A 20,582-nucleotide genomic window follows, 5' to 3' on the forward strand; every position below is an offset into this window, starting at 1 on the left:
TATTGACAAGGTTTAGTGGGTTTATACAATAAAAATTGATGATTATTTTGCTATGCTATGGTTTGTTATGCTATGGGAAGTCAGGCAAGCCATGACTATCCTTCAATCAATAAAAATAAAGATCTAAAGGTAGATGAGACTAGCATATAAAGTCAGAACGCTGCAATAATTATGACTATTGATACACTCATTTGGCTGATCCTTCCTACTTATACCTCAATAAAATTGTGAGCTGAGACACTGATGTCACCTACTATTCTATTAATACTAAAGGCGCTGGAAGGTCGCGGTGCTGAGCGCATGGTCACGACTTTGGCACGTGCTTATGCTGATTTAAATTATAATGTTCATGTGCTTTGTCTCGAATATACTCAAGATATGCCATTAGATTCACGTGTTCAATATCATGTAGTGCCATATGACGAGGTGTTTTCTGAGCAAAATATAGAGCCAAAATCTAACCAAGCACAGGCCTATGAAGCAGTCGCTAGGCGTATCGATGATTATGTACTGAGTCAAATAGGAACACCAGATCTGATATTGGCCAACATCTATAAAATAAACTGGATTATGGCATATAGTCGATTACCAAATATCGTAAATGTACTACACACGGCGCTATCTAAGCAGTTTCAGAATCCATTATTAGATGCGCCGGTACAGACTATAAATCATCTAAAAATGGTCTATGGCGCCCATCCGTGTAGCTGTGTCAGCGATGGGGCGCGTCAGGATTTATTGGCACTGATAGGCGATGTGAATAAAACGACGACCATTTATAATCCTTGCGCTGTCGATAATATACAAAAAGCCGCCAAGCAATCGTTAACTCTCAGCCAATTCGGTATAACGTATAAAGACTATATGATTCACGTTGCCTCATTCGATAGCATGAAAGGTCATCACGACTTACTGCATGCCTATGCCAAAACAGCACGGCGCTATCCTTTGGTGTTGGTGGGTAAGGGAAGGCTGGAGAGTGAGATTAAACAGTTAGCTACGGCGCTTGGCATTGACGATTGTGTGAAGTTTCTTGGGTTTCAAGCCAATCCTTATCCATTAATTGCCTCAGCAGCCTTGCTGATAATGGCCTCTAAGTTTGAGGGTTTTGGGTATACCATCGTTGAGGCGCAAGCGTTAGACGTACCTGTAATAAGTACTGATTGCCCGTTTGGTCCAAGGGAGCTGTTACCCGCTAAGAGCTTAGTACCAGTAGGTGACATCGATGGGTTGGCTATACTCATCGATCAGGCAATAGACGATCCAACACACTATATAGTACCGCTAAATCAGCAACTACTGCCGAATCACATCGCCCAGCAATACTTAGCGTTTGGTTCGGTGTTGAATTCATGAGTATTAGAAATCATCGAATAGTGTTTTGGAGACAGGGGAGTGATTAATGACAGAGACACCATGCGACTTATAAGTTCTACTTAGCAAGTTAAACGAAGGTACAATGCGCTCGCTCATGACCTTACTAAGCATACTTGGGGCGCTGTTGTTCTTGTTTTCGTAGAAGCGTGGCTGCTCACTGTTGAGCAAATCGATGCCGTATAAGTGGATAGTAGCCGCATGACGTGAGAAAGCCAACTGCGTGGCCACATAAGCGACAGTTCCTGCCTCTACAAAGCCATGCGTAATATTTAGAGATACGCCGATATTAACTGCTCTATAGCTGTCATCAATAATAAAATCTGGATGGTTGATAAAGTATGATAACGGCATTTTCTTATTTAGTAGCTTTTTCTTAAAAATCAGCTTACTAAATGACAGCTTATTTGATTTGACGCCCCAGGGTCTGTCTACTGGATACAATACACGCATGACATGATGGTAAGTCCGCATGATATTGGGGAGGGCTGTTGCCATCGCTTCAAACACAGCTAGCGTTGCATACAGAGGTTGACCAGTATAATACTGCTGTAAAATCTCAGGTTGATGATGAATGAAGCGTGCATCGCTAATGACATAGCCGACGATATCGGTGAAGCAATGTTTCTCAGTTAGACTGATGCTACCATTGACAAAGATAGTAGGCGTGTCCAACAGCTCTGATAATGGTAGTTGTTGTATAGAGGGGCCTGAGGCGATAATGTTAACGTTTTTCTTGTGCAGGCTTTGCTCTGGCTCATTGGCATTAAAAGCATCGATAACGATAAGCTCATTATCAATATTAAACCTAGCCGTAGCAGGTAACCTCAAGTATAGCGCCATACTATTTCCTAGTAGTTGACTTCTTCCCAGTAGTTGATTTCAAATATCGTCGTGATGCATTGCCTTTAAATGATTTGGACTGTCTTTGAACCATTCAAATATTGTTATTATTTAAACGATCATTGCCAGTGATTTTTTAACCATGGGCTTGGTTTTACATGTCGATACCATTTACCGCCGCCGCCAGCAATGGCGTCTGGTGGATTGATCTCACCATGAAAAATAACGATTTTTGCATCATCAGGCAAAGTAGGTTTACGCACTAGGTTAAAGGGAATGGGCGCGATACATTGGTATTTGAAGCTAACGCACCATGTCTTATCCCAATACTCTAAGTGGTGATATTCATGCAAATAGTTGGATAGATAGGCTTGCTCGTGACGAACTTGGGTACGAATGGTCTCAAAGTTACGTTCAAAGTTTGCCAGCAAGTCGGGATAGGTATTCATACCAATATTAAAGCGATAGACCGAGCTGTTACCAATCATCCGCCATGGTTTTTTCCAGTCACGGATAATGACGACGCTATCATTATATTTGGCTTTGTAAGTAAAAAAACTATCAATATTATCAACGATAACGATATCGATATCTAAAAATAGCGCGACCCCTTTTAGATCATATAAATTTGGCTTAAAGGTCGTCAGTTTTTTCCAGCCACGTTCAGGACCATCTGGTAAATCCATTTCAGGTATAGGGTAACAGGCAATAGCAGTGTCGATACCTGTACTATCATCGGTTAGGCAGATCATCTGAAAATCTAATGTTAAATGGCGATTGACCATGTTATACAGACGATTGACGTATTCAGGGCCGTACTTATCGCCCCATTTCATACAAATAATATACCGTTGTCCAGCACGCATGGTGTCTTTTTGCGGGCGATTTGTCGATAAATTTTCGGCTACGTCAGTTACCATAGTGCACTCGTATTGATGTGAATGAAAAAATGTTACTCTCAAAAGCAAAAGGCATAAAAGTATGAGTCAATGTTAGCACAGCTATCATTGACGATATGTTTAAACGTTCAAAAATTTGTATGGTTATTACTGCTGATTCTCGTTTAGTACGTTTTTGTGATTAGCGTCACTATCAGGAGGTAATGATTTGGTCGCTAACGAGGCAGCAGACAAAGATAAATGATCTCGATTGGCACGAATGAAATCTGCCAATACTGTTTCATTAGCACGGTAGGGATTGCCTAAAGTTGGGATGCGTTTAAAACGTCGATAGCCCCACATATAGTGGCTACAGTTGTCTTTAATCATGTGCTCCATAGACTGATTGAGCGCATGAGCTGCTGTTTCGGTATTACGGTCATATAAGGCCGGACTATCGAGTTTATAACAATAAATATCAAAACCACGACCATCGTCACGGCGAATACAAGATAAGCCGACCAACGCACATTTGGTCTTGCTAGCGAGTTTGGAGGCGAGAGTACTGGTTAACGTTTTAACACCAAAGAACGGTACGACAACACCGCCTGAAGGGTCAGGAACATGATCGGGCAATACAATGCTAAAGCCCCCTTGTTTGAGGGTTTTGAATATGGCTTTGACGCCGCTACCATCAGTGGGTACTAGCGTTGCATTGAGGCGTGATCGACCTTGCAGTATAAAGTCATCAGTCATATTGCCCTTAACGGGCTTGTACATGATGGTTGGTGAGCCAAATTGATTGAGCCAAGCATTCATCATCTCCCACGTACCCAAATGCGGTACGATGGCGAGCATACCATTCGGGCTAGCCAGTCCTTCTAAAAGAATGTCTTTATTATGGACATCCCGAATCTGAGCGATACTCCACTCAGGTGGCATTGCCCAGCTTTTGATAGACTCAATACTGGTCATACATTGGTGGTAAATAATATCTTTGACTAAGGATCGTTTTTCATTGTCTGGTAACTCGTGGCGGGTCAGTGCTATATTAATATTGACGGTACGCATGATACTCAGACTGGGTATTTTTATAATCACCCACGCAACAAAACGTGCCAATATCTGCAACACAGATAATGGCACGAATTTGAAAATATGATACGGATTCATGACCATTCGCATGGTGATGAATCATGTAACAAACAATGTAAAACAGATCTGAGCATCATGAGACCAATTATTGAGCAGGTTATTTGGCATCAGCCTGAGCTTTTTCGCGCACACGAATACCAAGATCACGTAGCTGCTTGCTATCAACTTCAGCAGGGGCTTGGGTTAATGGGCACTCAGCAGTTTTAGTTTTTGGGAAGGCAATCACGTCACGAATAGACTCAGCGCCTACCATAAGCATAATTAAGCGATCCAAACCGAAGGCTAAACCGCCATGTGGTGGCGCACCAAATTTTAATGCATCAAGTAAGAAACCAAACTTGTCTTCAGCTTCTTGCTCGCCGATACCTAAAGCTTCAAGTACGGCTTGCTGCATATCAAAGGTATTGATACGTAAGCTACCACCACCAACTTCAGTACCGTTTAATACCATATCATATGCGATAGATAGGGCCGATTCTGGGTTGTTTTTCAACTCTTCAACTGAGCCTTTAGGCTTGGTGAACGGATGATGCATTGACGTCCAACGACCATCGTCAGTCTCTTCAAACATTGGGAAATCAGTGACCCAAAGTGGTGCCCATTCACAAGTCGTCATTTCAAGGTCTAGACCAATTTTTTGACGTAGAGCGCCGATTGCGTCATTGACGACACTGGCTTTATCCGCACCAAAAAAGATAATATCGCCGTCTTCTGCACCAGTACGCTCAATCAAGCTTACTAATACATCATCGGTCATATTTTTGATGATAGGAGATTGTAGACCAGATTCTTGGTCAACGCCATTGTTGACGCTGCTAGCGTCATTGACTTTGATATAAGCCAAACCGCGTGCACCATAAATACCGACAAATTTGGTATAGGCATCGATTTGCTTACGGCTAATCGAAGCGCCACCAGGGATACGTAGAGCAGCAACACGACCTTTAGGATCGTTAGCAGGACCTGCGAACACTTTGAAGTCAACATCTTTCATCAAATCTGCAACGTCGACCAGTTTTAGTGGAATACGTAAATCAGGTTTGTCTGAAGCATAGTCACGCATTGCTTCTGCGTAAGTCATGCGAGGGAACTGCTCAAACTCAACGTCCATCATAGTTTTGAACAAATGCTTGATCAGACCTTCGTTGATGTTCATGATTTCTTCTTCATTCAAGAAAGAAGTCTCAATATCCACCTGAGTAAATTCAGGCTGACGATCGGCACGTAAATCTTCATCGCGGAAGCATTTAGCGATTTGATAATAACGGTCAAAACCTGACACCATTAACAATTGCTTAAACAGCTGTGGCGACTGCGGTAATGCAAAGAAGTTACCTGGACGGGTACGTGAAGGCACAAGATAATCACGAGCACCTTCTGGCGTCGCACGAGTCAAAATAGGCGTCTCAACATCCAAGAAACCATGATCGTCTAAATAACGACGAATCGCTGAGGTCGCTTTGGCGCGGAAAACCATACGCTCTTGCATTTGCGGACGGCGCATATCAAGATAACGATATTTTAGACGCAAGTCTTCTGAAACTGTGGTTTTTTCATCATTCAATGGGAATGGCGGTGTTTCAGATTTCGCCAATACTTCAATTTCTTTAGCCAATAGCTCAATTTGACCACTGGTCATGCTATTGTTTTCAGTACCTTCATAACGGCGACGTACACGGCCAGTAATTTTTAGCACATATTCAGGACGTACGGCATCAGCAATCGCAAAAGCTTCTGGGGTATCAGGGTCAATGACGACCTGCAAGATGCCCGCGCGGTCACGCATGTCTAAGAAAATTACGCCACCGTGATCGCGACGACGATGTACCCAGCCTACGATATTAATGGTTTGCTCAAGTAAGCTTTCGGTTACGGCTCCGCAATATTCGTCTCGGTATTCGCTATGCGTCATAATATAATTATCCAGTTGTCAGCCCAATTCGAAATAAAATAATGCAGCCATTGTTGCACGATTCAAGCGATGCGCAAAAAAAAGCACAAACAACGCGATTAAGACAAATGGTCATCACGTTGGCTGCAGAAAATATGATATAAACGCATATTATGCCTAATCTGCCCTTGTTATACAACCAGCTGAGTCCAATCAAAACGCAGGAATGCTTCGGTATAGAGGGTATTTATCCCGTAACATCTGCATTGGGTTAAATATTGTCATTTTGCTTGAAAACATGAGCCGCTGTGCACATATCAAGCTCACTTATAAAATCCTATTGATCCTATTAAATTTATCTCAATAAAGTTATCTTAATAATGTAAGGAATACTGCTCATGCTTTTTCATCCTGCTAAAAATCCTGTTGAATTGCGAGTCATTCATCTAAATAAAAACCAAGAACAACGCCGTGAAGACTTAATGGAAGCCACGCAAGGTAAAGCGGCGCTTAAGCAGTTCAGAAAAACGATGGCTAAAACAGCCAAACAGGCATTAAAAGCAAAAACCAAAAATAAGAAAAAGAATGCCGATGATAAGTCACAAGTTTTCGTTCTCGACTTTGATGGTGATATCAAAGCAACCGCAGTTAAGCATCTGCGCGAAGAAATTAGCACGTTAATCAGTGCGGCTAACAAAGGTGATGAGGTAGTCGTTCGTCTTGAGTCAGGCGGTGGTTTGGTGCATGGTTATGGGTTAGCGGCAGCGCAATTGGTTCGCTTAAAAGACGCTGGTCTAAAGCTAACTGTCTGTGTCGATAAAGTCGCAGCGAGCGGTGGCTATATGATGGCGTGCGTCGCGGATAAGGTAGTGGCGGCACCATTTGCCATTATTGGCTCAATCGGTGTGGTATCACAATTGCCAAACTTCCATAAATGGCTAAAAAACCATGACGTCGATTATGAGATGTTTACCGCTGGCGACTACAAGCGCACAGTCACTGTCTTTGGAGAAAACGATGCCGAAGATCGTGCCAAATATCAAGAAGAACTAGAGCAGACGCACGAGCTATTCAAACATTTTGTGAATAACTATCGTCCAACATTGGATGTCGCAAAAGTGGCCACTGGAGAGCATTGGTATGGCGAAGATGCATTAAAACTTAATTTGATCGATAGCTTGCAAACGTCAGACAGCTATATTTTAGAGCGTATGGAAGACAATGAAGTATACGCACTGCATTCACGCCAGAAACCAACCCTCGCTGAAAAATTAGGATTGGCTCAAGCGGCAGAAGCGACCGTAAGCTTGGCAATTAATAAGCTGCCGGATGCGTTAGCACGTTTTGATTTTAACAGTCGTTTAAATATCCTAAAATAGCGTTAGATATCATTGTATTAATGGATATATAGTGTTTTAGGGTTTTGATTCTTATTGATGCATTGTTTGTGTTTTGTAAAAGGCGTGTCCTAGCTGGTCGCGCCTTTTTGCTGTTTAATAATAATTGCTGTGTTATAAATGATGCATACAGAAGACAGTATACGTACGTACACTATAAAGATTCCATCAACTTTTTAATCGAAGCTTGATGAAAATATTCAACAAAGAAAAGGATGTCACCTATGTCTGACAATACATTGATGTTTACGGCAACAGAACATGGTCAAGCCATGCACGCCAAAGTCAAAGCATTTATCGAAACCCAAATCGAGCCGATCGAAGCGCAGTTTTGGCAAGAATGCCATGCGCAAAATCCGGATGGCAATTGGAAAAACTGGCAGTGGCCAGAAAAGTATGAAAGCCTACGTAAACAAGCACGCGAAGCGGGTTTGTGGAATCTATTTTTGCCCGATGATACTTTAGGTGCTGGACTTTCAGTGACCGATTACGCACCCATTGCAGAGTTGACCGGTCGCAGTTTACTTGCGCCTTATGTATTTAACTGTAATGCTCCTGATAGCGGCAATATGGAACTATTGTGGCGCTATGGCTCGCAAGAGCAGCAAGAAAAATGGATGATGCCGATTTTAGAGGGCAAAACCCGTTCGGTTTTTTGTATGACAGAACCTGATGTTGCTTCAAGCGATGCGACCAATATGCAAGCCACAGCCGTAGTTGACGGTGATGAGATCATCATCAATGGCAGCAAATGGTGGTCATCTGGTCTTGGCGATCCTGCGGTCGATGTACTGATTGTGATGGCTTACACCCCTGATGAGAGCAAAGGTCGTCATCAGCAGCATTCTATGGTATTGGTGCCAGCGAAAACAGCGGGTGTCAACATCGAACGTATGCTCAAAGTATTTGGCGATTATGATGCACCGCATGGTCATGGCGAAGTCAGCTTTAATGATGTACGCGTGCCGGTCAGTCACTTTATCGGTGGACCAGGTATGGGCTTTGAGATTGCGCAGGGTCGTCTAGGGCCAGGTCGTATTCATCATTGCATGCGTTGTATTGGCGCTGCTGAAAAATCTCTAGAATTGGCAGTTAAGCGTGGCATGTCACGTACGGCCTTTGGCAAACCATTATTACAGTTGGGTGGCAATTTTGAGCGTATCGCTGAAGCGCGTATCAAGATTGACCAAGCACGTCTGCTGACTTTGTATGCCGCGCAAAAAATGGACGCGCAAGGTACAAAAGCAGCATTGACTGAAATTTCTGCTATTAAAGTGGTTGCGCCGACGGTGTTGCAAGAAGTAGTTGATATGGCGATTCAAATTCATGGTGGAATGGGCGTGTGCCAAGATACGATGCTGCCAAGCTTTTATGCGCAAGCACGTGTATTACGTTTAGCGGATGGTCCTGATGAAGTGCATAAAACCATGATTGCTAAGTTAGAGCTCAAGCGTCAAGGTTTTAGCCGTCCGTCTAAACCTGCTAAAGCATAATTGTGCTTGCTAAACAGCGTAGTCATAGGCTTCAATGGCCATTCGTTTAACAATAGGCCTGACATAAAACCCAATGAAAAATTCACTATCAATATTTGATAGTGAATTTTTCATCACTCATATATGTTATAAAAATAAATGACCACATGATAAGGATTGTCTCATGGCAACTGATAACCATGCCAACGATACTGGCATGACAAACAGCGCAACTAATAATAAAGTACTTGATAAAGGCGGTGATGTCCGCGAGGGCGAAGAGCTCGACGCCCACGCAGTCAGCAACTGGCTACGTGAGCAAGGTGTTGATATAAAAGGCGAGCCAACGGTCACGCAATTTTCAGGCGGCGCGTCAAACTGGACGTATCGTCTGCAATATGAGGGTGAAGGCGAGAGCCAAGATTTAATCTTGCGTCGTCCACCAAAAGGCACCAAAGCCAAGTCAGCGCACGATATGGTACGCGAATATACCGTACAAAAAGCATTAAAAGATGCTTATCCCTATGTACCCAAGATGATTGCCTTATGTACCGATGAAACTGTCATTGGTGCCGACTTTTATGTCATGGAGCGCATGGAAGGCATCATTCCTCGTGCCAATTTGCCAAAAGGCATTGATTTAGACGAAGCGCAGACCCGTACATTATGTACCAATGTCGTCGACGCTTTGGTTGAATTGCATCAAGTGGATTATACCGAACATCCTGATTTGGTCACGCTGGGTCGTGGTGACGGTTATTGTGAGCGTCAAGTCACGGGCTGGGATAAACGTTATGTCAAAGCCAAAACGCCTAACGTACCAAGCTTTGCACTGGTACGACAATGGCTTGGCAAGCACACGCCTGCTGATAGCAAAACTTGCGTTATTCACAACGATTGGCGCTTTGATAATGTGATCTTGGCAGCTGATGACCCGACCAAAGTGATTGGCGTACTCGATTGGGAAATGGCAACCCTTGGCGATCCTTTGATGGATTTGGGCAGCGCCTTGGCTTATTGGATTGAAGCAGATGACAACATCGTCATGCAGCAGTCACGCCGTCAGCCAACACATTTGAAAGGCATGATGACCCGTGATGAAGTGGTCGACTATTATCTTGAAAAAACGGGCTTAGAGATAGCCAACTGGACCTTTTATGAAGTGTTTGGTCTATTCCGTCTGGCGGGCATTGTCCAGCAAATTTACTATCGCTACTATAATAAACAAACGACCAATCCAGCCTTTAAGAATTTTTGGCTTATCGTCCATGTATTGCACGCTAAATGTCTTAAGCTGATAGCGCAGTATGAAGGTGAGATGCTGTTCAATACTCATGTACAGCCGCATCTAAAAGACATGGGTGTCGACGCACAAATGATTGAACAGCTACCAAGCCCAGTACAAAAAGTGGTCAAAGGTATTTTACCAAAAGGCTATTTTGCTAAAAGTACGGATGCCTCTGACAATTAATTTTCTTAAAAGCAGCCATTTAGTGAATACAATCAAAAGGGATTATTTATGACAACCATACTTTTGGCACGTCATGGTCAAGCATCATTTGGACAAGAAAATTATGATCAGCTCTCAGAGCTAGGCAGTATTCAAGCGCAAATGCTCGGTCAGCATTATGCGACGACTCAGCGCAGAATCGACGCTATTTTTAGTGGCAGCTTAGTACGGCAACAAGACTCGGCACGACATTTTTGGGAGAGCTACCAGTCCTCTATGGATAACAGCAACGAGGCACCCATTTTAGCCGCGCTCGATATAAATGAGCCTGACAGCTACATCATTCCACAGTTTGATGAGTTTAATCATAAAGATGTATTGGTCAAATCCAATCCTGCTTTTGCTAGTAAAGCAGCCATTGCGATTGAAATTGCAAAGGCAGATATTCCAGCGACACGTCTAGCTGAGCTGTTCGATCGAGCGATGCAGCGCTGGCATGCGGGTGATGATGACCATGACTATCTTGAGAGTTGGTCACAGTTCAGCAGCCGTGCCCAACAAGCAGTTGAGCAAATACGTATGCAAGTGGCGAGCTTAAGCTTAGATCACCATAGTACAGTATTGGTCTTTACCTCAGGCGGCGTGATCGCTGCTATTACCGCGCAGCTATTGCAGCAAGGTAGCCAGACTGCTTATCAGCTCAATAAAAGCTTGGTCAATACAGGGGTGACGTCTATTACGCTAAAAGATCAGAGCACACGTCTAATGTCTCTTAATGAATATAGTCACTTGTTTGCTGACGGAAAACGCTTTGTCACTTGGCGATAGACGAGAAAACTGTTATTTTGGCGACATACAAGGCGCTGAATACATGACCGCGATTTAGTGGTTAGGGCGTGTGAAAGCTATTTCGTTATCGATATACAAAGGATTGTTTATGAAAAACCAATTAATGAGCTTAGTCACAAAAGGTACTAAGCAAAGTCAGCAACAGGTATTGAGTGCGATTCAACCGTCACGCTATCTTAAAAGCTTAAATAAGCAGCAAGTAGGACGTGATAAAACCATTTTAATCACTGGTGCTAGCTCAGGCTTAGGCGAGGGCATGGCTCGACTGTTTGCCAAGCTTGGCTATAACCTCGCTATCTGTGCCCGTCGTACTGAGCGCTTAGAGAGTTTGAAGTCAGAATTAATGGCAGCTTATCCCAATATTCGCGTTGAATATCGAGTATTAGACGTCAGTGACTACGATGCAGTTTTTGAGATTTTCGATGCTTTTGCCGCTGACTTTGGTGGTATTGACCGTGTTGTGGTCAATGCTGGTGTCGGTGAGAGTCGCCGTATCGGTAAAGGTCGTTTTGAGACCAATCGCCGCACTGCTGAGATTAACTTTATTGCAGCGTTGGCACAGTGTGAAGCCGCCATGGGTATTTTTCGAGCACAGAATAGTGGTCATTTGGTGGTGATATCGAGTATGTCAGCGATGCGCGGTCTACCTAGGCATCTGACCACCTACGGTGCGACTAAAGCGGGGCTGGCGCATTTGGCAGAAGGCATTCGAGCTGATATGCTGTTGACCAAATTGCCGATTAACGTTTCTACTATTTATCCTGGCTATATTCGTACTGAAATCAACGAAAATGCCAAGCCGTTACCGTTTGAAGTAGATGTAGATACGGGTACCAAAGCAATGGTTGCTGCAATCGAAGCGGGTGTTCAAGAAGCTTGCGTGCCTAGCTTGCCTTGGTCTATGGTCAGTCATGCAATGAAACATTTACCATTACAAGTACTCAATAAACTGAGTTAATGGTGTTTAGATTGACATAAATTCAGATAATAAAAAGCCCTTTACAGATGATGTAGAGGGCTTTTTTTACTGCGAATTTATTACTGATGCATCCATTTAGCGATACATCAATAATAAACCTTATGGTACGGCTTTATCTTCATTATGAGAAGGTTTGTGGATTGTCTAGCATATGCTGCTCACGTAGCTTTTGACGCAGTACTTTACCCACATTACTCTTAGGCAGCTCACTCACAAATTCAATATGACGCGGACATTTATAGCCAGTCAAATTGTCTAGCGCAAACTCTTTGATATCGCTTTTGCTAACATTATTGTCTACAGGAACGATATAAATTTTAACCGCTTCCCCTTGGTTTTCATCAGGAATACCAATCACTGCACAATCAATAATGCCATCACAATCGAGCATGACAGATTCAATTTCATTCGGAAAGACATTAAAGCCTGAGACCAAAATCATGTCTTTTTTGCGATCTAATAAGGTAATGTAGCCTTTTTCATCCATGCTAATGATATCACCAGTACGGAAATAACCATCGCTAGTAAAGTCATCGCTGTTGTCTTTGTTGAAGTAACCTGACGTGACATTTGGTCCTTTGATACACATCTCACCTGCTTGATGTAGTCCTAAACGTTCACCATTGTCGTCCACAACGATGATGTCGACGCTAGGGACTGGTATGCCGATCGTACCGTTGAACTTACGATCAGTGATGACGTTGGCAGTACCTGCAGCCACACCTTCAGTCATGCCCCAGCCTTCAACCATTGGACAGCCAGTCACTTCTAACCAGCGTTTAGCCGTTTGCTCGGTAGCAGCCATACCACCAGCTTGCGAAATACGCAACGAGCTAAAATTGAGATCTTTGAAGTTTGGTTGATCGAGCAGGCCTTTAAATAGCGTATTAACCGCAGGAAAAATATGGAAGGGTTGTTTTGACAGTGTTTTGACAAAGCCTGGCATATCACGCGGATTTGGTACTAAAATAAAGGTATATCCTGAACGCATACCCAATAGGCTAAGCATAAAAGCAAAAATATGATAGAGCGGCAGGGCCATAACCATATTGATATAAACTTCATTGATGTCTGAAGTCACAGGGCGATACCACGCCTCTGACTGTAGCGCTGCTGCTACTACGTTACGCTGCGACAGCACAGCACCTTTAGACAGCCCTGTGGTACCACCAGTGTACTGTAAAATAGCCTTTTGCTCTAAAGAGGTCTTTTGTGCTTGAAACGGTAAGTTTCTGCCTTTTTTGAGAACGTCAGGGAATTTGGTTACCTCGTGCTTAGGGTCGTCAAGCTTGTACTTGGGTACAAGGCGTTTTACTTGACGAATAACCGTATTGACCAAGATACCTTTGAGACCCATCATATCGCCCATTTTTGAGAGGACAATACGTTTGATGGCAGTCTCATCAATGACTTGCTCAAGTGCTTGGGCAAAGTTATCGACCACAAATATAATCTGAGCGCCCGAATCATTCAGTTGATGACGCAGCTCACGACCAGTGTAGAGCGGATTGATAGGTGTGCAAATATAACCTGCGCGCAAAATACCAATCATCGTTGGCAAGTACTGCGGCACGTTTGGCATCATGAGGGCGACCACGCTGCCTTTGGGAATACCTTGGGCTTGCAACCATGCAGCAACCGCTAGCGAGGCTTTATCAACGTCTCCATAAGTGTGTGTCACACCCATGCAGATAGACATTGGATGCAGACGGAAGCGATCAAAGCATTCCTCATAGAGTTCTATCAGGTTTTCGTACTGATCAGGATCGATTGTCTTGGGTACGCTTGCAGGATATTGAGCAAGCCAAGGTTTATTCACGGTCATATTTAGTGTCCTTAAATATTAATATAAGTTAAGGTCTTATAAGAAAGTAGTCACATCCCTGTCAACAACATAAATCATTGCATGGTAAGCAATGCAGTGCTGAGTGCTATCCTAACTATTAACTGACTGCTAACATACGGTGGCCTTTATACAATTTTGTCCAATCACAAAGAATGATCTGCCTTGTAGATTAAACGGTAAATAAGTACATTTGATGATTAAAATGTCACTTAAAAAATATCGTCATGCCTCAATAACCCTTGTAAGTCACTTTCAATAAAAACCTTATCAATTAAAACTTTAGAACATTGACTGACATATTTTGGCAACACACTAACACAACTACAACTGAATTCGATATTATGATAAGCGTACTTCACAGTCCATATATAAATTTGATAAATGAAGTCATATGTGTTGTAAATCAAAAAGGATGAGTGGTAGATAAGTTGGGATAAGCTGTTCTATATCGCAGAAAAAATAACTAGGTCTTATTTCTTTATGTCTTGTGCCGTTCTAAACGGCAGCGCTCAAGGAGTATGCTTTGAAGTTACTGTTACAATCCGTTGATGTTTTTTCCGAACAGAATCCTATCTTGGTGGTCAGGATAATTTGCTCATTAGAAAAAAATAAGATGCTCAGCAAACTCTAAGCTTAGGGCGTGTCCTCATTTTGAATAGCTGAGCAAAAAAAAGCGCTTCACAATTTATGTGAAGCGCTTTTCATGTCTAAATTGATGTGACTGCTATATATAAATTTATTAAGCTTGTTTATGACTGAGGATGATCTGCATCATGCCTTTCACGCAATTTTTGACGCAATACTTTACCGACGTTACTCTTTGGTAGTTCGCTGACAAATTCGATATGACGTGGACATTTATAGCCGGTCAAATTATCCAGTGCAAACTCTTTGATGACACTTTTGGTGACGTTATTATCCTCTGGCACGATATAAATTTTCACCGCTTCGCCTTGATGTTCGTCAGGAATACCAATGACTGCACAATCAATAATACCGTCACACTCGAGCATCACAGACTCAATCTCATTCGGATATACGTTAAAGCCTGAGACCAAAATCATATCCTTTTTACGATCTAATAAGGTGATATAGCCTTTTTCATCCATGCTGACGATATCACCAGTACGGAAGTAACCATCACTAGTAAAGTCATCACTACTGTCTCTGTTGAGATAACCTGATGTTGTGTTAGGACCTTTGACACACATCTCGCCAGCTTGGTTCAGACCCACACGATTGCCATCATCATCGATCATAATGACATCGACACTCGGAAGTGGTAAGCCGATAGTGCCGTTAAAATTGCGGTCAGTTACTAAGTTATTAGTACCTACTGCCACACCTTCAGTCATACCCCAGCCTTCAATCATTGGACAACCCGTGACCTCCAACCAGCGTGCGGCTGTTTGCGGAGTGGCTGCCATACCACCTGCCTGTGATAGGTGCAGGGTGCTAAAATCTAAATTTTTAAAGTTTGGATTATCAAGCAATCCTTTAAATAAAGTATTAACGGCAGGGAATATATGGAACGGCTGTTTTGATAAGGTTTTGATAAAACCTGGTATATCTCGCGGGTTAGGTATCAAGATAAAAGTGTGGCCCGAGCGCATGCCTAACATACTAAGCATAGAGGCAAAAATATGATATAGCGGTAAAGCCATAACCAGATTGATGTATACCTCGTTAATTTCTGAGGTAATAGGGCGGAACCACGCTTCAGACTGCATAGCAGCGGCTACGATATTACGCTGAGTTAAAATGGTTCCCTTAGACAGACCCGTTGTACCACCAGTATATTGTAAAAAGGCAGTTTTATCCAAAGACAGTTTTGGTTTTTGGAATGGCAGGTTTCTACCTTTTTTAAGGACGTCAGGAAACTTGGTTATCTCATGCTTAGGATCATCAAGCTTGTATTTGGGTACGAGACGTTTTACCTGACGAATGATGGTATTCACTAAGATACCTTTGAGACCCATCATATCGCCCATTTTTGAGAGGACAATACGCTTAATATTGGTCTCGTCGATGACTTGCTCGAGCGCTTGGGCAAAGTTATCAACCACAAAAATAACCTTAGCGCCTGAGTCATTCAATTGATGGCGTAGCTCACGACCCGTATAAAGAGGATTAACAGGCGTACAGACGTAACCGGCACGCAAGATACCAATCATCGTCGGCAAATATTGCGGGACGTTTGGCATCATAAGCGCAACCACCGTGCCTTGAGGTAAGTCTTGGGCTTGTAGCCATCCTGCAACGGCTAGTGACGCCTTATCAATGTCATCATACGTATGGGTAACGCCCATACAGATACTCATTGGATGCATGCGGAAGCGATCAAAGCATTCTTCGTATAGCTCTACTATGCTGTTATATTTATCTGGGTCGATCGACTTCGGTACGCCTGCCGGATATTGGGCAAGCCAAGGTTTATTTAACGTCATAGTCAGCGTCCTTGCGATTTAATATAGGTTAAAGTTTAGTGAGAAAGCAGTCATATCCGCATCAACAAAATAAATCAGTGCTGACGTGGAATGGTGTCCGCTAAGAGCGATAACATCCTTATTTATCAACTGGTTGGTAAAATTTTCGCTATTATATGGTTCTAATTAACTATTTTTGGGGTAAGTAATTAACTAAGATGAAAAAATGGCTGGGTAACAAAAACAGTATTTATTCCGAATATTTTTAATCTGTTATTTACAACCAAAGTATCAAAAGAACGATATATTTAAACAATACATTAGCATGAATATGGTTTAAAACAATACCAGTATGTGATACTGAGTAGTACATAAAATATACTAAGAGATACAGTTGATATGTGGTGTAGGAGAAACAAGTCTAATTATGACGAGGTTGATAATCTATCAAAGCGCTATCTCAAAACTATAGCCGACTTTCAATAAAATAGATACGTCAATAAACATGTGTCACTAAAATTGAGGCTATGAAAATTTGTCACAGCCCACTGTATCAATTCTAAAGTCAGTCACTTATATTACGGTGAAAGGAACTGCTCATGTTTATTAAAAAAACGCCGATAAATAAGCAACGCGCTAATAGTGCATCCTAAAGTGCTGCTAACACAGATTAAAAACATCGTGACAATTTGATAGCGTACCGCTTGAGTAGGATCTGCACCCGCCAGTATTTGCCCTGTCATCATCCCTGGCAAGCTGACAATACCAACTACCAGCATAGAGTTCAGCGTTGGGGTCATACCATTGATGATGGCCGCTCGTATCTGCTCATGCACGGCTTCAAAGGGCCTGGCAGAGAGGCTGAGCATCATTTCAATACGTCCTTGCTGCTCATGAAAAGCTTCAATCAACTGATTACTGGTCAATGAGATGGCGGTTAAAGAGTTGCCTAGTATTAAGCCCAATATAGGGATGACAAATTGCGGCGTATACCACGGCTGCACTCTTAATATCACAAAGATGGCGATACTGGTGACCAATACGGCTGATAGGCTGACAGCGAGGAGGGTATCGATGAATAAACCTTTGTAGCTGCGCTTGACACGATTTTTGGCTGCACCTCCTGCAATCAAGGTCATGATAGTCAGTATGAGGAGGACTTCATACCATTGCTCACGAGCAAAAATCCATGCCAGAATCAAACCGATAAAGCTCAGTTGGACTATAGTACGAACAGCCGCCGTTAATAGTGTTTTGGTTAATGTTAAGCGTAGTCGCCATGATAGGATAAGGACGATAATAATTAAGCTGCTGGCAAGCGCAATATCACCGTAAGTGAGGAATATTTGCATATCATCCGTACCGCTCATAGCTGCTCATTATTAATGTCGTTAAGGTGAGGGAAATAAGTATTAGGGGCGGTCATGATTAAAAGTCGACTTTCGCGATCAGCAGTCCTAATATTTGAATGTTTAACATACCCTAGCGCATTTTGGTTAATACGCCTGCCTGCATGTGCCAATGCCTGTCGGCTAATGGCATGATATCTTGTGTATCATGAGTCACCCACAATATGGTGCGCTGTGCATCGCCGCGCAACCAGTTAACCAGTAGATTCACTAGCTGGGTTGAGGTATCGATGTCTAAAGCCGCTGTGGGCTCATCTAATAACAATACCTGTGGATTTAGTTGCAAAAGACGTAAGGTATTGACCAGTTGGCGCTCGCCACCAGAGAGATGACTTGCCTCTTGTTGTAAAAAGTCAGCACTGCGCTCTAGCTGAACAAGCTGAGCGATATGCCAGTCGATATCAAAGTCAAGATGTTGATGCGCTTGTAGACGATAGGGCATCTGTAAGTTTTCAAGCACACGGCCTTCTAGCAGCTGTGGGTTTTGAGCCAGTAGGGCGATGCGTGTGCGCCACTGGGTCGGCGGTGTATCATGAATGCTTTTATAACTGCCGCTATTTGATGCATCATGACTGCGCAAACAAATCTCACCGCTGCTCATCGGTAATAGTCCTGCAAGCACACGTAGCAGTAAGGACTTGCCACTGCCAGAAGCGCCTGTTAAAACGGTTATTTGCCCTGCTAATAGTGTACCGCTAACGTCATTTATCAATACCTTTTTATGCGTCGGCAACCTCTGATCGGGGGTCGAGATTTTTTTAAATTTGGTCGTCCATTTATCGCAGATGGCAGACACGCTATGGATTTTCGTTTTAACTGCACGTCGTTGATCACCAGTGTTGATTGGCGTGATACGTTTGCTATGTACCCAGAGGTGTTCAAATTCAACGATAGGCGTGTCAGTATCAAGGCTCATAGGTCAGAATCATTGTGCATTTACAGGCTGATTGATCGCTTCTTGTAAAGCATCACGTAGCTTTTTTGGGACACGAATCGGTCGCATGGGCGAGGCGCTAGCCAAGGCAGTATCCGACTCATCATGAGACACAGGCTCTGTCCTGACTTGATTTTGCACACAAGCGATGACGATTTTGGTGCTACTCAATAAACTGTTTTTAGCGTTGGTATTGTCATTCGTATGATCGGTAGAAGAGCTGTCTGAGCCATGACGATGAATGCTCTGATAAAAAATAATGCTGGCAGGTTTTAATTCGACTTTATCGATACGTACATTGATGATTTCGTCTAAAAGAATGGCTCTTTTGTATTGCAAGTCTGCTTGACTCACGACAAAATGCTGTACTTGACCGTCATCGGTCTGCAAGAAATACCCATTTAAACCCAGTTGACCAAACCAGTCACGGCGGCAGTTTTCAAAAAACACCAAGTGATTGGCATGGTAGACTATACCGCCAGCGTCAGTATGATTAATATAGACATTGTAGTCTTTGGCAAATAATGGCGTAGTTTCATTTGCTGTCGTTGATAAGGTGTTGGTAGTTTTGCTAATAGTGGTTGTCATAACAATGCTCAATAATTATTTTAATAAGTGTTCCGTGATAGCCATGATTCGATACACAAGATTTGATAGCAATCATACGAATAACAACTACTCTAGCGTAAGATATCAGGGCGCGCAACAGCTAGGTCAGTCTGCCTCTGTTATGATAGTGTTTTATGTATGGTCACATCCCAGCTCTGTATATTAGCAGCGTATTTTCATCAATTAGTATAGGATAATTTATGACCCGTTTTGTCAGTTTTAATATCAATGGTATTCGTGCTCGTCAACATCAGCTGGAGGCGGTACGTGAGGTAATCGATCCTGATGTGATGGGTCTACAAGAAACCAAAGTACATGATGAGCAGTTTCCACTAGAAAACATAGAAAGCCTTGGTTACCACGTAGAGTATTTTGGGCAAAAAGCCCATTATGGCGTGGCACTCTTGTCCAAGGTTGCACCAATATTTGTGCAAAAAGGTTTTCCTGGCGAAGATGTCGAGGCGCAGAAGCGTTTTATTCACGCACGATATGAGTTTGACGGTCGTGAAATCGACGTACTCAATGGTTATTTTCCACAAGGAGAAAGCCAAGATCATCCGACCAAATTCCCTATGAAGCGTGCTTATTATGCAGATTTGATGGCTTATATTGATGCTCTAAAGGCGGAAGGACGCTCGCTCATTATCATGGGTGATATGAATATTGCCCCAGAAGATATCGACATTGGGATTGGCGAAGTTAATGCAAAGCGCTGGCTTAAGAATAGAAAAACCTCATTTTTACCAGAAGAGCGCGAATGGTATGCAGCCCTGATGTCACGCGAGCTGACTGACACGTACCGTCTGTACTATCCAGAGAGTACAGATTTATACAGTTGGTTTGATTATCGCAGTCGTGGTTTTAACGACGAGCCTAAGCGCGGTCTACGTATCGACCATATCTTGTGCACCTCAGACCTAGTCGATGACTGCGTCGATGCTGGTATCAGCTATGAGCTACGTGCCATGGAAAAACCGTCTGACCATGCACCGATTTGGTCGGCATTTAACTTAAGCAAACCCTAATAGTATTCTGTTTATAACTATGAAAATTGAAAAATAAGGATGTCT

The 20,582-nt window shown here is 42.9% G+C and carries 16 protein-coding genes; 7 read left to right on the top strand and 9 right to left on the bottom strand.

What is annotated here, in order from left to right:
- Positions 1 to 243 precede the first annotated feature (243 nt).
- Positions 244 to 1,356 carry a glycosyltransferase gene (locus AAEY72_RS06435; RefSeq protein ID WP_352309909.1) on the top strand — a complete coding sequence of 371 codons (1,113 nt, stop codon included), beginning with the start codon at positions 244 to 246 and terminating at the stop codon, positions 1,354 to 1,356.
- A gap of 3 nt (positions 1,357 to 1,359) precedes the next feature.
- Here the strand turns inward: AAEY72_RS06435 and AAEY72_RS06440 are convergent, their stop codons facing one another.
- The 4 genes from AAEY72_RS06440 to aspS all read right to left on the bottom strand — a co-directional run bounded on the left by AAEY72_RS06440 (position 1,360) and on the right by aspS (position 6,162).
- The gene (locus AAEY72_RS06440; RefSeq protein ID WP_194619808.1) at positions 1,360 to 2,217 is read right to left on the bottom strand and encodes a WaaZ-like lipopolysaccharide core biosynthesis protein; all 858 of its coding nucleotides are present in this window, start codon (positions 2,215 to 2,217) and stop codon (positions 1,360 to 1,362) included.
- Between the two features lie 119 nt (positions 2,218 to 2,336).
- Positions 2,337 to 3,083, bottom strand: coding sequence for a glycosyltransferase (locus AAEY72_RS06445; RefSeq protein WP_194620402.1), 747 nt, complete (start codon positions 3,081 to 3,083; stop codon positions 2,337 to 2,339).
- Between the two features lie 180 nt (positions 3,084 to 3,263).
- Positions 3,264 to 4,268, bottom strand: a complete 1,005-nt coding sequence (locus AAEY72_RS06450) for a lysophospholipid acyltransferase family protein (protein ID WP_227669932.1) — start codon at positions 4,266 to 4,268, stop codon at positions 3,264 to 3,266.
- A 79-nt stretch (positions 4,269 to 4,347) separates the two neighbouring features.
- Positions 4,348 to 6,162: an aspartate--tRNA ligase gene (gene aspS / locus AAEY72_RS06455; RefSeq protein ID WP_194619804.1), complete on the bottom strand. Its 1,815-nt coding sequence runs from the start codon at positions 6,160 to 6,162 to the stop codon at positions 4,348 to 4,350.
- A 377-nt stretch (positions 6,163 to 6,539) separates the two neighbouring features.
- Between aspS and sohB the strand changes: the two genes are divergently transcribed.
- The 5 genes from sohB (at position 6,540) to AAEY72_RS06480 (ending at position 12,267) form a co-directional block, all read left to right on the top strand.
- On the top strand, positions 6,540 to 7,520 hold the full coding sequence (gene sohB, locus AAEY72_RS06460; protein ID WP_194619802.1) for a protease SohB: 981 nt from the start codon (positions 6,540 to 6,542) through the stop codon (positions 7,518 to 7,520).
- Between the two features lie 260 nt (positions 7,521 to 7,780).
- Positions 7,781 to 9,031 (top strand): acyl-CoA dehydrogenase family protein, encoded by a 1,251-nt coding sequence (locus AAEY72_RS06465; RefSeq protein WP_227669952.1) that lies wholly within the window; start codon positions 7,781 to 7,783, stop codon positions 9,029 to 9,031.
- Positions 9,032 to 9,194: 163 nt separating this feature from the next.
- Positions 9,195 to 10,481 (top strand): phosphotransferase family protein, encoded by a 1,287-nt coding sequence (locus tag AAEY72_RS06470; protein ID WP_352309910.1) that lies wholly within the window; start codon positions 9,195 to 9,197, stop codon positions 10,479 to 10,481.
- Between the two features lie 48 nt (positions 10,482 to 10,529).
- On the top strand, positions 10,530 to 11,288 hold the full coding sequence (locus AAEY72_RS06475) for a histidine phosphatase family protein (RefSeq protein WP_352309913.1): 759 nt from the start codon (positions 10,530 to 10,532) through the stop codon (positions 11,286 to 11,288).
- Positions 11,289 to 11,397: 109 nt separating this feature from the next.
- Positions 11,398 to 12,267: an SDR family oxidoreductase gene (locus tag AAEY72_RS06480; protein ID WP_352309914.1), complete on the top strand. Its 870-nt coding sequence runs from the start codon at positions 11,398 to 11,400 to the stop codon at positions 12,265 to 12,267.
- Between the two features lie 142 nt (positions 12,268 to 12,409).
- On the opposite strand, the gene AAEY72_RS06485 is transcribed toward AAEY72_RS06480, so the two are convergent.
- The 5 genes from AAEY72_RS06485 to AAEY72_RS06505 form a co-directional block, all read right to left on the bottom strand.
- Positions 12,410 to 14,113, bottom strand: coding sequence for an AMP-binding protein (locus AAEY72_RS06485; RefSeq protein ID WP_194619794.1), 1,704 nt, complete (start codon positions 14,111 to 14,113; stop codon positions 12,410 to 12,412).
- 770 nt (positions 14,114 to 14,883) lie between these two features.
- On the bottom strand, positions 14,884 to 16,581 hold the full coding sequence (locus AAEY72_RS06490; protein ID WP_352309915.1) for an AMP-binding protein: 1,698 nt from the start codon (positions 16,579 to 16,581) through the stop codon (positions 14,884 to 14,886).
- Between the two features lie 557 nt (positions 16,582 to 17,138).
- Entirely contained in the window at positions 17,139 to 17,930 is a 792-nt protein-coding gene (locus AAEY72_RS06495; protein WP_352309916.1) for an ABC transporter permease, read from the bottom strand.
- 112 nt (positions 17,931 to 18,042) lie between these two features.
- Entirely contained in the window at positions 18,043 to 18,885 is an 843-nt protein-coding gene (locus AAEY72_RS06500; RefSeq protein ID WP_352309917.1) for an ABC transporter ATP-binding protein, read from the bottom strand.
- Between the two features lie 9 nt (positions 18,886 to 18,894).
- On the bottom strand, positions 18,895 to 19,491 hold the full coding sequence (locus tag AAEY72_RS06505) for a hotdog family protein (protein WP_352309918.1): 597 nt from the start codon (positions 19,489 to 19,491) through the stop codon (positions 18,895 to 18,897).
- 221 nt (positions 19,492 to 19,712) lie between these two features.
- Here AAEY72_RS06505 and xthA point away from each other — a divergent pair, with 221 nt between their 5' ends.
- Positions 19,713 to 20,537 carry an exodeoxyribonuclease III gene (gene xthA / locus AAEY72_RS06510; RefSeq protein ID WP_352309920.1) on the top strand — a complete coding sequence of 275 codons (825 nt, stop codon included), beginning with the start codon at positions 19,713 to 19,715 and terminating at the stop codon, positions 20,535 to 20,537.
- Positions 20,538 to 20,582: the final 45 nt, after the last annotated feature.

The organism is Psychrobacter sp. W2-37-MNA-CIBAN-0211, assembly GCF_040309405.1.
Lineage (GTDB): Bacteria > Pseudomonadota > Gammaproteobacteria > Pseudomonadales > Moraxellaceae > Psychrobacter > Psychrobacter glaciei.

Bases quoted from the DNA above. Each gene is read 5' to 3' on its own strand.
- AAEY72_RS06490 (WP_352309915.1), bottom strand. From the start codon at position 16,581: ATGACGTTAAATAAACCTTGGCTTGCCCAATATCCGGCAGGCGTACCG.
- AAEY72_RS06435 (WP_352309909.1), top strand. From the start codon at position 244: ATGTCACCTACTATTCTATTAATACTAAAGGCGCTGGAAGGTCGCGGT.
- AAEY72_RS06470 (WP_352309910.1), top strand. From the start codon at position 9,195: ATGGCAACTGATAACCATGCCAACGATACTGGCATGACAAACAGCGCA.
- AAEY72_RS06465 (WP_227669952.1), top strand. From the start codon at position 7,781: ATGTTTACGGCAACAGAACATGGTCAAGCCATGCACGCCAAAGTCAAA.
- AAEY72_RS06505 (WP_352309918.1), bottom strand. From the start codon at position 19,491: ATGACAACCACTATTAGCAAAACTACCAACACCTTATCAACGACAGCA.
- AAEY72_RS06495 (WP_352309916.1), bottom strand. From the start codon at position 17,930: ATGAGCGGTACGGATGATATGCAAATATTCCTCACTTACGGTGATATT.
- AAEY72_RS06480 (WP_352309914.1), top strand. From the start codon at position 11,398: ATGAAAAACCAATTAATGAGCTTAGTCACAAAAGGTACTAAGCAAAGT.
- sohB (WP_194619802.1), top strand. From the start codon at position 6,540: ATGCTTTTTCATCCTGCTAAAAATCCTGTTGAATTGCGAGTCATTCAT.
- AAEY72_RS06500 (WP_352309917.1), bottom strand. From the start codon at position 18,885: ATGAGCCTTGATACTGACACGCCTATCGTTGAATTTGAACACCTCTGG.
- AAEY72_RS06450 (WP_227669932.1), bottom strand. From the start codon at position 4,268: ATGAATCCGTATCATATTTTCAAATTCGTGCCATTATCTGTGTTGCAG.
- aspS (WP_194619804.1), bottom strand. From the start codon at position 6,162: ATGACGCATAGCGAATACCGAGACGAATATTGCGGAGCCGTAACCGAA.
- AAEY72_RS06445 (WP_194620402.1), bottom strand. From the start codon at position 3,083: ATGCGTGCTGGACAACGGTATATTATTTGTATGAAATGGGGCGATAAG.
- AAEY72_RS06440 (WP_194619808.1), bottom strand. From the start codon at position 2,217: ATGGCGCTATACTTGAGGTTACCTGCTACGGCTAGGTTTAATATTGAT.
- xthA (WP_352309920.1), top strand. From the start codon at position 19,713: ATGACCCGTTTTGTCAGTTTTAATATCAATGGTATTCGTGCTCGTCAA.
- AAEY72_RS06475 (WP_352309913.1), top strand. From the start codon at position 10,530: ATGACAACCATACTTTTGGCACGTCATGGTCAAGCATCATTTGGACAA.
- AAEY72_RS06485 (WP_194619794.1), bottom strand. From the start codon at position 14,113: ATGACCGTGAATAAACCTTGGCTTGCTCAATATCCTGCAAGCGTACCC.